The sequence below is a fragment of the Sphingobium sp. CR2-8 genome (assembly GCF_035818615.1).
GTDB lineage: Bacteria > Pseudomonadota > Alphaproteobacteria > Sphingomonadales > Sphingomonadaceae > Sphingobium.
The window spans coordinates 1,479,473-1,494,431 of the sequence record NZ_JAYKZY010000002.1 but is presented as its reverse complement, the minus strand read 5'-3'; the positions used below and the strand labels follow the sequence as shown (position 1 = coordinate 1,494,431).

Annotated in this window: 11 protein-coding genes; 5 read left to right on the top strand and 6 right to left on the bottom strand. The window is 58.4% G+C overall.

Annotated elements, in window-relative coordinates:
* Window positions 1–28: 28 nt before the first annotated feature.
* The 3 genes from traA (at window position 29) to U5A82_RS11180 (ending at window position 6,435) form a co-directional block, all read left to right on the top strand.
* Window positions 29–3,022 carry a Ti-type conjugative transfer relaxase TraA gene (gene traA, locus U5A82_RS11190; protein WP_326290899.1) on the top strand — a complete coding sequence of 998 codons (2,994 nt, stop codon included), beginning with the start codon at window positions 29–31 and terminating at the stop codon, window positions 3,020–3,022.
* A gap of 18 nt (window positions 3,023–3,040) precedes the next feature.
* A complete protein-coding gene (locus U5A82_RS11185; RefSeq protein ID WP_326290897.1) occupies window positions 3,041–3,799 on the top strand; it encodes a DUF6118 family protein in 759 nt (252 codons plus the stop codon).
* A 602-nt stretch (window positions 3,800–4,401) separates the two neighbouring features.
* Entirely contained in the window at window positions 4,402–6,435 is a 2,034-nt protein-coding gene (locus U5A82_RS11180) for an EAL domain-containing protein (RefSeq protein ID WP_326290895.1), read from the top strand.
* An 81-nt stretch (window positions 6,436–6,516) separates the two neighbouring features.
* Here U5A82_RS11180 and U5A82_RS11175 read toward each other — a convergent pair whose 3' ends face one another.
* Genes U5A82_RS11175 through U5A82_RS11160 form a run of 4 tightly spaced genes read right to left on the bottom strand, consistent with a single transcriptional unit; the run spans window position 6,517 to window position 10,048 of the window.
* A complete protein-coding gene (locus tag U5A82_RS11175) occupies window positions 6,517–6,792 on the bottom strand; it encodes a hypothetical protein (RefSeq protein ID WP_326290893.1) in 276 nt (91 codons plus the stop codon).
* A gap of 15 nt (window positions 6,793–6,807) precedes the next feature.
* Window positions 6,808–7,458, bottom strand: a complete 651-nt coding sequence (locus tag U5A82_RS11170) for a TadE/TadG family type IV pilus assembly protein (protein ID WP_326290892.1) — start codon at window positions 7,456–7,458, stop codon at window positions 6,808–6,810.
* On the bottom strand, window positions 7,455–8,072 hold the full coding sequence (locus U5A82_RS11165) for a TadE/TadG family type IV pilus assembly protein (RefSeq protein WP_326290891.1): 618 nt from the start codon (window positions 8,070–8,072) through the stop codon (window positions 7,455–7,457). The genes U5A82_RS11170 and U5A82_RS11165 overlap by 4 nt, the downstream gene beginning before the upstream one ends.
* On the bottom strand, window positions 8,069–10,048 hold the full coding sequence (locus U5A82_RS11160; RefSeq protein ID WP_326290890.1) for a pilus assembly protein: 1,980 nt from the start codon (window positions 10,046–10,048) through the stop codon (window positions 8,069–8,071). The genes U5A82_RS11165 and U5A82_RS11160 overlap by 4 nt, the downstream gene beginning before the upstream one ends.
* Window positions 10,049–10,842: 794 nt before the next feature.
* On the opposite strand from U5A82_RS11160, the gene istA reads away from it, so the two are divergent.
* Window positions 10,843–12,357, top strand: coding sequence for an IS21 family transposase (istA, locus tag U5A82_RS11155; RefSeq protein WP_326290889.1), 1,515 nt, complete (start codon window positions 10,843–10,845; stop codon window positions 12,355–12,357).
* Window positions 12,344–13,072: an IS21-like element helper ATPase IstB gene (istB, locus tag U5A82_RS11150; protein ID WP_170172217.1), complete on the top strand. Its 729-nt coding sequence runs from the start codon at window positions 12,344–12,346 to the stop codon at window positions 13,070–13,072. Before istA ends, istB begins: the two co-directional genes overlap by 14 nt.
* Window positions 13,073–13,356: 284 nt before the next feature.
* Here istB and U5A82_RS11145 read toward each other — a convergent pair whose 3' ends face one another.
* Entirely contained in the window at window positions 13,357–13,803 is a 447-nt protein-coding gene (locus tag U5A82_RS11145) for a ferritin-like domain-containing protein (RefSeq protein ID WP_326290888.1), read from the bottom strand.
* Window positions 13,804–14,311: 508 nt separating this feature from the next.
* Window positions 14,312–14,587 (bottom strand): hypothetical protein, encoded by a 276-nt coding sequence (locus tag U5A82_RS11140; protein ID WP_326290887.1) that lies wholly within the window; start codon window positions 14,585–14,587, stop codon window positions 14,312–14,314.
* Window positions 14,588–14,959: the final 372 nt, after the last annotated feature.

Sequence of the window (14,959 nt, the reverse complement as noted above, 5' to 3'; positions counted from 1 at the left end):
GCTTTGATGGCGTAGATGGATTGCCATCATGGCGATCTTCCATTTCTCCGTTCAGGTCATTAGTCGCGCGGCGGGGCGCTCTGCCGTCTCTGCCGCCGCCTATCGGGCGGGCGAGCGGCTGCACGACGAGCGTCTTGATCGCGACCATGATTTCCGTGCCCGTTCTGGCGTTGAGCATAGCGAAATCACGTTGCCCGAAGGCGCGCCCGAACAATGGCGCGACCGCGAACGCCTGTGGAACGATGTCGAGGCATTCGAGAAGCGCAAGGACGCTCAGCTTGCCCGTGAGGTCGAGTTCGCCATTCCGCGCGAAATGACCAAGGCGCAGGGCATTGAACTGGCGCGGGATTTCGTGTCTGCCGAGTTTGTGGATCGCGGCATGATCGCCGACCTCAATGTGCATTGGGACATCGGCGCGGACGGCCCGCCCAAGCCGCACGCCCATGTCATGCTCACCATGCGGGAAGTTGTCCAGCGCGAGGACGGCACCGCTGGCTTCGGGGCGAAGGTGCGCCAGTGGAACGATCATGAGAATGTCGGGCGCTGGCGCGAACGCTGGGAGACCCACGTCAACACGCGCCTTGCCGAACTCGACATTGACGCGCGCATCGATCACCGCAGCCTTGCCGATCAGGGCATCGACCTTGAACCGCAAAGCAAGATCGGCGGCCCTGCACACAGGATGGATGCGCAAGGGCTGGAAGCCGACCGCGCCGAACTGCACCGCGAGATTGCGCAGGCGAATGGTGAACGCATCATCGCTGATCCCGGCATCGCCCTTAACGCCATCACCCACCAACAGGCGACATTCACCAACCGCGATATGGCGATGTTCATCCACCGGCATAGCGACGGGCAGGAGCAGTTCAACGCCGCCATGCGCGCGGTTAGGGGATCGCCAGACCTGATTGCGCTGGGCAAGGATGGGCGCGGCGACGAGCGGTTCACGTCGCGCGACATGATCGAGACCGAACAGCAGATGAGCCGCGCCGCTGACAGGCTTGCGATCGACCGGAGCGATAGTCTCTCGGCGGCGGCGACCTACGCCAGTCGCGCCGCCGAGACTTGTGGTCTTGCCCTGGGAGCAGAGCAAGAATCCGCGTTGCGCCATATAACGGGCGGGCGCGGATTGTCACTGGTGCTGGGCTATGCCGGGACCGGCAAGAGCGCCATGCTGGGCGTGGCGCGCGACGTGTGGGAAGGTGCGGGGCTGAATGTTCGTGGCGCGGCGCTTGCGGGCATCGCCGCCGAGGGACTGGAGAATGGCTCCGGCATCGCGTCGCGCACCATCGCTGCACTTGAACATGGTTGGGCGCAGGGCCGCGATCTATTGACCGCCCGCGATGTGCTGGTGATTGACGAGGCGGGCATGGTCGGCACGCGCCAGATGGAGCGCGTCCTGTCCCATGCCGCCGATGTTGGCGCGAAGGTTGTGCTTGTCGGCGATCCGCAGCAGTTGCAGTCGATCGAGGCGGGTGCGGCGTTCCGCGCGATCCATGAGCGCCATGGCGGCGTCGAGATCACGCAGGTTCGCCGCCAACATGAAGGATGGCAGCAGGGTGCCACCCGGCATCTGGCGACCGGCAGAACCGGCGAGGCCATTGCCGCTTATGCCGACAAGGGCATGGTGCATCAGGCAGAGACACGCGACGATGCGCGGCGCGATCTTGTCGCGCGGTGGGATCGCGAAAGGCAGGCAAACCCTGACGCCAGCCGCATCATCCTCACCCACACCAATGCGGAGGTGCGCGACCTCAACGAGGCTGCGCGCGCGGCGATGCGGAGCGCGGGCGAATTGGGCGAAGAGCGCCAGGTGAAGACCGAGCGTGGCGACCGGCTATTCGCGTCTGGCGGCCGCATCATGTTCCTGCGCAACGAGCGCAGCCTGGAGGTGAAGAACGGCACGCTGGGCACGATCGAGAAGGTCAGTCCGGAGCATATGTCCGTCCGCACCGATGACGGGCGTTCCGTATCGTTCGACACCAAACATTATCGCGACCTCGACCACGGCTATGCCGCCACCATCCACAAGGCGCAGGGCATGACCGTGGACAGGGCGCATGTGCTGGCGACACCGGGGATGGATCGGCACGGGGCTTATGTTGCCATGTCTCGCCATCGCGACGGCATGGCGCTTCATTATGGCCGCGACGATTTTCGCGATCAGTCCCGGCTTGTCCGCACGCTCTCACGCGAGCGCGGCAAGGATATGGCCACCGATTACCAGAAGACCGACCCCGCAAGGGAATATGCCGAGCGGCGTGGCATTAGCTTTGGCGAGCGGGTCGCTGAAATCGTCAGGCCCATGGTCGAAAAGGCGCGGGGGATCTTCGACAATTTCCGGCCGAACCTTCCGCCGCAGCAAGAACGCGACATATTTGCGGGCTTCCAGCCCAAGGCCGAGCCGCCTGCCCAGGAGCGGGCGGTTCGGCACCAACCCGAACATGACGCGCAGCCGATGTGGGCTGGCGGCGTGCGCGGTGCGGTGGAGCGCTACGCCAAGGCGCTGGACGCGATCCAACAGACACGCGCCCAAGGTCTGGACGCCATGCCGCACCAGCGCGAGGCGTTCGACAGGGCGCGCGATGCTCTGGACGCGATCCGCCCTGAAGGTTCGTCAGACTTGAACAGCGCCTTCCGCAGCAGCCCGGAGCTTGTCCGCGAGGCCGCCGAGGGCCGTGGCCAGGTCGCCGTGCGCGCGATGCAGCTGGAGACCGAAATCCGCATGGACCCCTTCCAGCGGGCCGACCGGTTCGTGGAAGGGTGGCAGCAATTGCAGCGCCATCATGCGAACCTTTTGCGCGACGGCAATTTCAGGGGCGCGAAGAGTGCCGCGCAGCAGATGGCGGGCATGGCGAAAAGCCTCGAACGCGATGCCCAGCTTGAATCCGTGCTGGGCCTGCGCAGCCGCGAGCTTGGGCTTGAGATTGGCCAGCCGGCGGGCCGCAGCCTCTCCCATGAGCTCGCATCCTCCATCCCGTTCGATCACGGACGCCACATCAGTCGCGGCATGAGCCGCTAACCCCAAGGAGACAACGACATGGACGACGAACAAAGCCTTTTGAACGAACCGGAGCCGGAACCCCGGCCCAACGCCGCCGCCGAGGCGTTCGCGCAGCTCTCGGAGCGCGTCGCCGCTATGGAGGAGCGGCTTGAAGGGCGCATGGCGGTGATGGCCCGCGCGCTTGAGCATATCGCCATCGAGAAGCAGAGCATCGAGTACCCCGACTACGGCCCGACGCTTGCCAAGATGAACGGCTATCTCGCGACGTTGGCGGCGCAGACGAAAACAATCATTGATGCACCCGCCATGCAGTTGACGCCGGAGAGCATGGCGGAGCGGATTGGCGACGCGGCACACGCCGCACGCGAGACCGACCGGGCTACGATCAAGAAATCGCTGGAATTGCACCATCAAGTCCATGCGGATCAAATGCGCGCGGTCGGAACCATTCGGACCAAACAGCAGCAGCGCTGGCACATCATGTATTGCGGCGGCGGCGCAGCGCTGGCCGTATCGCTTCTGTGGCTGATTTATCCCGGCTGGGCGGCCAGCATCGGCCCGCAAAGCTGGCTTTGGCCGGAACGGGTTGCCCGTCGTACGCTGGGCGAGGCAACGGTATGGGATGCTGGTATCCGCCTAATGCGAACCGAGAACCCGGAAGGCTGGCAGGCAATTGTTGACGCCGCCGACCTGGCGCGGGAGAATCGCGACAGCCTTGCCGCATGTCAGAGGGCAGCAGCCAAGGCCAAGGTGCCGGTAAGTTGCACAGTCAGAGTAAGGATGTCGCAGTCTTGATCGTTCGGCTTGGGGCTCTCGTCGCGAAGCCGACTGGCCGCTTCGGCGCTTGTTGGGTAGCGCGCGGCCATTCTGCTTCGCCCAGCGACAATCGACCGGTGGCGGAATACCCTTCGGCTATCGTTGTCGGACGCCTAGCCAATCCGACAGTGACTCTCGGACGCTGCCTGCGGTGACGTGCCCACGCGGTGCCGATATTCACGGCATCAGCGCAAGGATGCGCGGCTCGTGACCGAGATTGATGTTTTCTCCGACCGACGGCTTTGCGCCACTTTTTGCCATTCGAGGCAGATTTTTCGGCGCTCGGGAGCGGTCAGTCCGCTATAGGGAACGAGACAGCGTTAAGCCGACAATTAACACTAATCTTTGCGCTACTGGTAGATCATCGTATTTTGTCAGATATTAACAGCAGACGTGGCAGTCGGTGAAATGGCCTGCTCGAAGCGACGCGGCTACTAAAACCGTTACGATCAGGCAACAGTTTGAATTGCAAGGAAATATCAACCTCCCGATGCCAAACTGAAATTGAGGAGGGCTGTGTGCGACCAAGCCGACTATCAAATATTGGAGGTGCCTGCCTGTCCGACGGCCAAGCCACGCGCTTGGTTGAAAAATATGAAGACAGTGGGAAGGGCTGGTTCTGGGAAACACATGACGACGGGACGTTGGCATATCTCAGCCCCAAGATCAGTCGCGCTATGGCGGATTGCATGATATTTCCCGCAAGCCTTTCAGATTTGGTCGATAATGACGCCAGCCTGGCTGAAGAAGCCTCGGAGAGGAGCTTGAGCTTTTACATTGCCTCCCGCTTACCGTTTGAAGGATTGGTGGTAAAATTCAAGGCACGAGGGGATATATGGTGGTCCATTACGGGCGAACCCAAGCACGATGAGGCTGGCCAATATCGCGGTTTTGTTGGCTTCGCAGTTGACCTGACGGATCAGAAGAATTCCGAGATCAAACTGCTGCAATTGGCGCGCTTTGATTCGCTAACGAGTTTGGCGAATTGTGAGACGATGCGGCAAGCTCTGGAAAACAGTCTTATCTCCGCCGCCCATCGCAGGCAGCGATGCTCTACGATGATATTGGACCTCGACAGGTTCAAACTCGTCAACGATACATTTGGTCATCTGGTGGGCGACCAATTGCTCAAATCCGTCTCTGAGCGTCTCGTGAACTCTATTGCGGGAAGAGGACAGGTCGGTCGCCTTGGTGGAGACGAGTTTCAGATTGTCTTTGCAGATATCTGCGAGATTGAGATTCTATCCGGCATCGCTGAGGACATCATACATAGCCTGTCACAGCCCTATCTCATTAAATCGCATTTGATCACTATCGGGACATCGATTGGCATCGCCACATCTGATCATGACCATCGTTCGGCCGTCGATCTCGTTCGCGATGCAGACTTGGCACTGTATGCGGCAAAAGCAGCCGGTAAAGGCACATTTCACTTCTTTGCCTCCCAGATGCACGAACAAGCGCGCTCACGGCAACAAATCGAAGAGGATATGCGGCGGGCGCTGGAGAAGGGAGAGTTTCACCTCGCCTATCAGCCAGTGGTCAACACGCAAACTGGTGATCTGGTTGGATTTGAAGCTTTGGTACGCTGGACACATCCGGTGCGTGGATCTGTGTCACCAGCGGTCTTCATCCCGATTGCGGAAGAATCTGGACTGATCATAGAGTTGGGTGATTGGGTTCTTCGTACCGCCTGCATCGAGGCTGCAAAATGGCCTGATCACATAAGCGTGGCTGTGAACATTTCGCCGGTTCAGTTTTCAAGCCAAGCGCTTCCCGTTCTCGTGACTAGCGCCTTGGCTTATGCAGGAGTGACCGCAGACCGACTTGAACTCGAAATTACCGAGGGCGCTCTACTCGATGAAACTGCGAAGACGCGCGCCACCATCGCGACGCTAAAGGGCCTCGGTGTCAAAATATCGCTTGACGATTTTGGTACAGGATATTCAAGCCTTGGCTATCTCAAGAACATTCCGTTCGATAAAATCAAGATTGATCAATCATTTGTCCGGGGCGCTACGCTCACTGGTAATAATAACATCCCGATTATCAGAGCAATTGTTAATCTTGCGACCGATCTGGGTATGATCACCACGGCGGAAGGGGTCGAAACGGAGGACCAACTGGCGCTCGTCCGCGAGTTGGGATGCACGCTTATCCAGGGTTACATCTACGGACGACCTATGGATGCGAAAGCAGCCTATTCGCGCACGCAGACTAATCAATCGATCGTCAGCGGCTTCAAAACAGACCGTGCCGAACGGCGCAGGATCATCAGAGCAGGTCGGATCGGCACGCAAGGGAAGGATGAGACAGTCAGGCTTCGAAACATTTCCTGCACAGGAGCGATGGTGGAAACCAGCCTGCCACTGCACGTTGGAGATTTAGTCTCGCTCGACATTGGCCTTGCCGAACCATTGGAAGCCGATGTGCGATGGACCAAAGACGGCCGAGTCGGTGTTAAATTCGCCCACCTCATAAATCTGGACGATGTTTTTCTCGTGAAGCCGAAAGCTTCGTTTAAGACCTTCGTGCCCAATTATTTATTGCAAGAAAGCAGCGAGCTTTATGCGCCGAAAGAGCGCCTAGATCCCAAGAGCCTAACCATTCGATAAGCGAAAGTTTCTTCGTGTCCGGTTGAATTCTGTTCTATGATACATCTCCTGGGACAGCACGGCCTACCCCGCCAGCTTGCTCTACCCGTCTGACTGAAAACGGTCTTCGATCACCCTTCCACCCAAATCTTCCGCGCGGGGTATGGGGTTAAAGGCTTGATCGATGTTCGGCTCTTGGACGAAGTTTGGGGCATATTCGACCGACGGACTGGCACCGGATGGATTAGAGACAGGGGATTGCAGCGCGCTAAATCCTTGCGGCACGGCGGCGTCCTCTTGAGCGCCCCCACCGACCTGGTCGACTGCCGCAACAACTAATGCACCTACACCAATAGCGACGTAAATGAACTTATCCATGATTTTACTTATCCATCAGCATGTTGAAGGAACGACATTCTCATTATTGTAGATGCCGTTTGAACCGCCGCCATAATCTCTCTGATCCCGAACTGTCATGGCCGCGATGGCCGTGATCTGATCATTCGGTATAAAAAGACGTGTTATCAGCGGCTGGTAATTATACGCAACTTCCACAAAAATAAGAGCACCATCGTCTGGCGCGGTCGCCGTTTGGCCTCCAACAGTAAGGCCTGCCAAGTTGCTATCGCCCGCCCTCCCGTATGAGGACGGCCAAATCTTGCTTCCACGACACCTCTGCCATCTAATCCGGTAGCGATTGGTGGGATTGGGATTGGCGACGGGTTCGAGACTGCTCAAAATGACGCGACCGTGGCCATAGAGGTCAAGCCGTCCTCCCTGTAGCCCAGCTCCAGTCAGAAGATCGTTAATCTGCGCTTCGGTGATTTGTTTGTTGGCAAGGACCGTTCCGGTGCCGATCCGTGCCGCATTGTCGGCGACATGTAGGGCAAGCTGACTGATGCGCATTTTCGTGGTCACAAAGCTGGTGAGTTCGGCTCCGGCAAAAGCAATGGCGGTCATGAGAGGTAGGGCTAAACCGAACTCTACGGCCGCTACCGCGCGGTGCTCGCCAACAAGTCTTTTGCAAAACGAGATCAACTTCATATGCAGTTTCCCACAGTCGGCGGTCCATATGCACCTTGCTCGCCGAAAGGCTGGTTTTCGAGGACCGTCCTTGCTTCGACCGTCACCGTCTCAGACATTCCTACGAGCTTTGCGATTGGCAAGAGGCGTGGGAAGGTGATCTGAACCGTGTAAACCACATCGTCCTTTGCGCCACCCTGACCATTGTCCCCGCCATCGCGATCCCACACTGTGTTGCGGTTGTTATCCTGAAATGGTTCGTTATTGTCGCAACGGCCATTGGCGTTTATGTCCTGATAAGGCTCAGCCGTCGCCTGCGCTGCCTTGGTAAAATCCCTAAAATATCGGCGGGAGAATGTAACCGTTGAGTTTGCAGCGAGATGTTGCACGCGCTCCCTAACTGCCGCATCGAGCACCGATTGTTGCACCTCCGCTTTCCCACTTTCAAGCGTCGCATCCCGCGCGGTCTTCTGGACGGAGCCCTGAAGCACTGACTGGACATAGAGACTATGCCCAAGGTCCATGAAGCCAAGCAGAGTAGATACAAACAAGATGGCAATGAGGCCGAATTCAACGATTGTTGCGCCTTTCTCGTCTCCTCTCAGCCGTTCTAGCCAGTATCGATCGCCGATCATTTCGTCAGCCTCAATTGCGATATTTCGTCCGCAATTTGCTGGAAGTTTGAAATAAGGGTGGCGCTGTTGGCGGCAACGTAAAAGCGGTTGGGAGAAGCACAGGATTGCAGCAGCGTCTGCGCGCTGGAGCTTACCCCAGTGCCAAAGGAAACAACCCACAATGTGATGTTCTTCGACTTTATGGCGGCACAAAGGGCTTTCGTCCGCTCGTTTACCACTGCCGTAAGGATATTGGCGCTCGGCCCGGCATTGCTGCGGGTCTGTCGTCGGTCCCACCAGCCTACACCATGCGCGGTATAGCCCTGATTGCTGGTTACCGTGTCACCATCGGTCATGAACACCAGATGGCGTTCAATTTCCCCGCCGCTGGGAGTAAACGCATTCTCCGAGCTGAAAAGACCCGTCGGCGACATGAGGCGCGCGCCCCACAACAAGCCGATGTCGTGGTAGGTGTTACCGTTTGGATAAAGTGTATTTACATATCCCTCAAATGCGTTGGCATTCGAATATGGCTTTAGCTTCGCTGCTGCAGTGGGACAGGCATAGGTGTAGTTTCGACTAAGATCGGAGCTTGTCTTGACCTTTGCGGTCGTCCAGTTTCCGACGCTGTCATATCGTCCCCACACGAGGTCGGGGAGCAGTGGCTTCCACTTCGTCGCATCCGATCCAGTGGGCATCATGTCGATGTTCATATCGAATGCGCTGCTGGGAACAGGGCTGAATTCGCCCGTCGGATCGTCATCGGTATTTTGATAGGTCTGGCGTTCCTCGATGCAGCCATCCCACGCGATCGTGGCTGTCTGACCGTAGGGACCGACAGGCGCAGTAATACCGGCGTTCCAACTCGTTCCGCCTGCCTTCAGCCCCCCCACGTTGAAGGCGAGTTGATCGTATTCGTAATCCTTGAAGCCTGTTGTATCGCTGCGCTGATAATTCCGCTTCAAATAGCCACTGATGTACCGGCGTTGGATCTGGCATTTGCCTGTGACCATTACGCCCTGGTAATTATAGTAACGGCCGTCCTGATTGGTTGACCAGCTTACGACACGGGTCTCACCACCGCCGCTGGTGCTCTGATTATAGGGGGCGCTCTCCGTGCCCGTCATTTCAATGGAATCGGCTGGGATTTTACCGGTGCAGCTTGAGCCGCTAGCGCTTCCGAAATTTTCCCACGCGCTCCAATTCATATTGTAGGGAATCTGCTCTGAGGAAGCGACTTCAGCCTTACCCTCTTTATAGCCATCGACATCGGTGTTCCCGGTCGTCTTAGCCTTGCGTGACTGATAGAGCGCTGCATCAACCATCCATTCGTTGCGTAGCAGACGACCCACGTTCACATTGGACGAATAGGGCACAAAGCCAAAGCGGAGCTGAACATCATTGTTGCGATTGCCCGTCGGGTTGCTGCCGCAATTCGCTGTCGTATCGACCTTCGCCAACGCCTCATAGAAGCACTTGACCGCTACTTTTAGACCATTGATTTTCGTGTCACCGTCGCCTGGATTGACCGAAGCCATCGAGCCTGTGGTGTCGAGCACGAACATGACATCGGTGTTGGGAATGCGCATTTCTGCGTCGCACGTCACGTCGATCGTCTTCGATGAGTGACCGAAAATCACCATGATCGTCATGGGGAGAGAAACAGAGGCGGTCCCGGTAACCTTCCCTTGGCTTTCCGAGAAGGTCTTCGTCAGACCGCCCGATCCGTAGGCACCGGGAACGTAGTTGATGTTGAAGATGCCCTCTGCGGTACTGCGTGCCTTCTCATTGCTGGCATTCCACGCGCCGCCCGCCATCTGCTTGCGGCCTGCAAGGGCGCCAGCATCGCAGGCATGCTGCAAGCGAGTCTTCACGAGATAGATACGCGCCATATCGACGCCGCCGCCGATAAACCCCAGCAGCGGAATAAAGCCAGCCGCGACCATCACGAGCACGTTACCCGCTTGGTTGTCGCGCAACCGCGTTAGAAACCCCATGGAACTCCCTCCAGTAGATTTATCCATGGCGGAGGAAGGTTTATATCAAATTAAGTATCTGAAAAATCGTCGCAACGTAGATTAAGATTGGAATCGCTTTTGCCACAACCGGGCTCCGACGCAATCTCGATCACTGAATGGTCCGTAGGCGCGTCCAGTGGAATCCCCGCCTCTTTTCGCTCGGAATACCGATGCACCAGCCGCGCGGCGCGGGACTCATTGCATAATGCTGCCCATGCAGGAGATGTAAAGGTCTGTCGGCCATTCAGGCCACCCGCCGGTCGTCGACGCGCTTTACGACTAGAGCCTTGGTCGGCAGCAATGGCATGATCACCGACTACTCGAGATCCGCCGGATCGAGCCGCGCCATCCCGTTCTCCTTCGGAGAATTGAAGCGGATCACAGATACCTTGGGAATCAGATTTATGGGTATGTGTCCTTGAGTAGAAAGCCCGTCCTAAGCCTATGTAACGAGTAGCGGCTTTGGAGTATTCCCACCGATCGGCGCCGGAACTGGGAACGGCCGATTGCCCCAGTAGCCCACGCTGGTCATAAGGCAGCTATTCTGGTGTGGGCGCTCCAAACCGGACTTCCCAAAATCGGCCAGTTTAAGCCAACGAACTGCCGGGCGAAAATACGCCACTGTCTGACGTCAGCGGACTGGTTTTCCTTTCCCGAAAGCTGTGGATCGGCGTGCAAAAAGGACCCCGTTAGCGGGGTGATCGGCGTCTAAAAGGGACCCCTCATTTCGATAGCTTACACAGCCGCGTGGAAGTTCATGCGGCGAGATCGGGATGTTGGTTTTGGAGACAGTGGTTCGTATCCGGCGTGAGTATGCCGGCGGGAAGGCGATCAAGGCGATCGCGCGTGATCTGCATGTGTCGCGGAAGGTGATCCGCAAGGCGATCCGGGCGCCGGAAGGCGCATTTGATTATCGACGCAAGGTTCAGCCGCTGCCGCGGATCGGTCCGTTTCAGGATCGCCTGGATGGGCTGCTGGAAGAGAACGAGTTACGGGGCCGGCGTGACCGGCTTCGGATGACCCGTATCCACGACCTTCTGGTGCGTGAGGGTTTCGAGGGCTCTTACGATGCCGTGCGCCGCTATGCGGCACGGTGGAAGGTCGAGCGGCGCAGGGATTTCGGCGACGGGACGACGGCCTTTATTCCGATGATGTTCCAGCCCGGCGAGGCCTACCAGTTCGACTGGAGCCACGAGGATGTCGAGATCGCCGGCAAGCCGATGCGGGTAAAGGTCGCGCACATGCGGCTGTGCGCGTCGCGGGCTGTGTATGTCCGGGCTTATCCACGCGAGACCCAGGAGATGCTGTTTGACGCGCATGCGCGCGGCTTTGCCTTCTTCGGCGGCGTGCCCCGGCGCGGCATCTACGATAATATGAAGACGGCGGTGACGAGCGTGTTCACCGGCAAGGACCGGGTGTTCAACCGGCGGTTCCTGATCATGGCCGACCATTATATGGTCGAGCCCACGGCCTGCTCGCCGGCGGCGGGATGGGAGAAGGGTCAGGTCGAGAATCAGGTGCAGACGATCCGAGGGCGTTTCTTCCAGCCTCGTCTGCGGTTCGCCAGCCTTGAGGAGCTCAATGGCTGGCTGGAAGCTGAGTGTCGGCGCTGGGCCGAACGACAGGCCCATCCTGAGCACGGCGACCAGACCGTGGCGCAGATGCTGGAGATCGAACGCCCTGCATTACAGTCGATGCTGGGGCCGTTCGACGGCTTCAACGAGAGCGAGCACGGCGTGTCGGGCACCTGCCTGATCAGCTACGATCGCAACCGTTACTCGGTCCTCTCGACGGTGGCGCGGCGCACGGTGCAGGTTCGGGCCTATGCCGACCGCATTGTCGTGCGATGCGGCGATGAGGTCGCCGCTGAGCATCCCCGCTTCTTCGGGCGGAACCGGACCATCTACGATCCCTGGCACTATCTCCCGGTGCTGGCCCGCAAGCCCGGCGCTTTGCGCAACGGCGCACCCTTCCAGGACTGGGAACTGCCGCCGGCGCTCGCCCGGTTGCGACGCAAGCTGGGCAACGGCGATGATGCCGATCGGCGGTTCGTGCGCGTGCTGGCGGCCGTGCTGACCGATGGCCTGGAGATCGTCGAAGCCGCCGTGCGGGAGGCGCTGGCGACCGGCACGGCGAGCGACGATCTGATCCTCAATATCCTGGCACGGCGCCGCGAACCGCCGCAACCGCTGACGATCGTCACTTCGGAGGACAACGCCCTGAGGCATCCGCCGATCGCCGACTGTGCCCGTTACGACCAACTGAGGAACTTCCATGCAGCGGCATGACATGATCGACGCGATGCGCGGGCTCGGACTCAAGGGGATGGCTGGCGCGTTTGATGAGGCCGTCACCACAGGGCTCCAGCGTCAGCGCACAACGATGGAGATACTGACCGATCTGCTGCGCGCAGAGGCAACGCACCGTCACGCGGCCTCGATCCGATACCGGATGGCGGCCGCCAAGCTGCCGGTGGTGAAGGACCTCGATGCCTTCCGCTTCGAAGGGACGCCGATCAACGAGGGGCTGGTCCGTTCGCTGCACGGCGGAGCGTTCCTGCCCGCACGGCGCAATGTCGTCCTGGTCGGTGGCACTGGCACCGGCAAGACCCATCTGGCCATCGCCATCACCGCCAATGTCGTCCGCGCCGGAGCGCGGGGGCGCTACTTCAACACTGTGGATCTGGTGACCCGTCTCGAAGAGGAAGCCCGGATCGGCAAAAGCGGGGCGCTTGCCGCCCAGCTCTCTCGCCTCGACCTCGTCGTGCTCGATGAGCTTGGCTATCTGCCGTTCGCCCGCTCAGGTGGGCAGTTGCTGTTCCATCTAGTCAGCAAGCTTTATGAGCAAACCAGCGTCATCATCACGACCAACCTGGCGTTCGGGGAATGGCCGACCGTGTTCGGCGATCCCAAGATGACCACCGCTCTTCTCGATCGTGTCACCCATCATTGCGACATCATCGAGACCGGCAATGACAGCTGGCGCTTCAAGAACCGAAACTGATCCCCGCCGCAGGTCGGGATTAAGATGCTTTGCGCTGCGCGCGCCTCCGGTCGGGCTCCGCCCTCCCTACGCCGCGCGCAGCGCAAGGAGCATTCCTCGACCGTCGTGCCATACTCGAAAGGGGGTCCCTTTTGCGCGCTGATCGGGGGTCCCGTTTGGACGCCGATTGACACCGAAAGCGGACGCCCATCGCTATTTCGGAGGCACCGTAAATGACGGAGGACCGGTCAGTTGGCCGTCGTCCATACGAATAAGGCCGCCCGCAAAGGGGCGGCCTCAACCAGTTATGCAATGCTGTGCTTCAGCGCGCTCATTTTATCGTGGCCTTCTCTGACCGATACGAACGCCTTTTCTACAACAGCACGCGAAGACGGATCCAGGTTCGTGTCGCGAAGCGCGCCTTCAAACTTGGCCTTGATGTGATCTTCACCACGCTCGACTTCCTGAATGATTGCTTTGTCGTCCTTGCCAGTGAACGCTTGCTTCAGGTCCATGAAGGTGCGGTGAGCCGCTGCGAGGAAGCTGCTGTCGTCCTCAGGGTTTCCATTAAGGCGGCGAACTTCGGCCTGAAGATCGGTCGCTGCTGCGCTACGGTCCCGCGCGAAATCTGCGAACATCGTCGCGAATTGCGTGCTTTCAGCATCCTTCGCAGCGTCCTGATAACCCTTCATGCTATCGAGGGTGGTCTTGATCAGGCCGTTCAGCGTTGAGATCGTGCTATCTGTGGTCATGATGGTTCTCCTTGAGGTAAGTGTATCAACCAAACACGAGCGAACACGATCCATTTAGGGCGAAACATCGTCAGCTATAAAGCTTTACGTACGACACTTCTGCTGGGAAGCCGCACTTGTCCGGTGTGCGTCATTTCCCGTCGTTTAGATTAACCTCGACGCGCACATCGCCCAAACCCGCCATTTGCACGAATAGCTAAAGAAGTGACCGATAATCGTCGGGTTTAGGAAAAAACGACATGCGGATTTTGACCGATGAATGGCAATAGCTACCACGACTTTGCAGGGTGAACCGTCGATAGCCCGGCCTCCTGTCCTTTGATCATCCCGATAATCCGGGCCTCGGTAAAACGGCTCTTCCTCATACGTCTGCGCCTCTGTGGGCAGACTCTACGTTAGAGGGGGAAAACTCTCGGGGGGGCAAGTCACCAGTGGTTGCTGCCTCGTAAATGAAAAAGGCTCTCCATAGTGATATGGAGAGCCTTCCATTCGCTATGGGAGCGAAACCTTATTCGCCGCCGTTGTCCTTGACGCCGACAGTCGGAACTTCAATTTCTTCCTTCTTGGTGCCGACAACGACTTCCTTACTATCGACATCGACCTTGGGCAGCGCGCCGCCATCGACGCTGACTTCCGGCAAGTCGCCACCTTTAACATCTGCGCTCCAGAAGCCGGTGGCGAACAAAAGACCCACTATCGCAAGCGCGAGTATCGCAAGAATTGCAATCGTCCGTCCGGTATTGCTCTTCTTCACAATGAAACGATCATCACGAACGTCGACCATAGCACTTATCCTCCACGATTTGTGGATGTAGTAACTGTCGCGGAAACCGTTTGTTCCAACATAGCAACAAATCGATTTCGGGTGGATGCTGAAGCAGTGAGTGTTTAATCCGAAATTAAGGTGATCGGTATCAGTAGGTTAGCTCGACCGCATTGTTTGCCGTTGTTTCCAACATTGTGCGAAAGCCTACCAAGGATCACCAATGGGGACCGCTATGGGGAGCCGACGGAGATCCTGACGATCCCGCCAACGTCATAGCCCCGAGTACCATCTCCCGAAGCAATTTAATAAGTACTGAAACTATGTACATGCCGCGTAAGCGGTAAAAATCCCCCACATTTTCATGATTTGGCGATTTGGTAATTAGTGCGC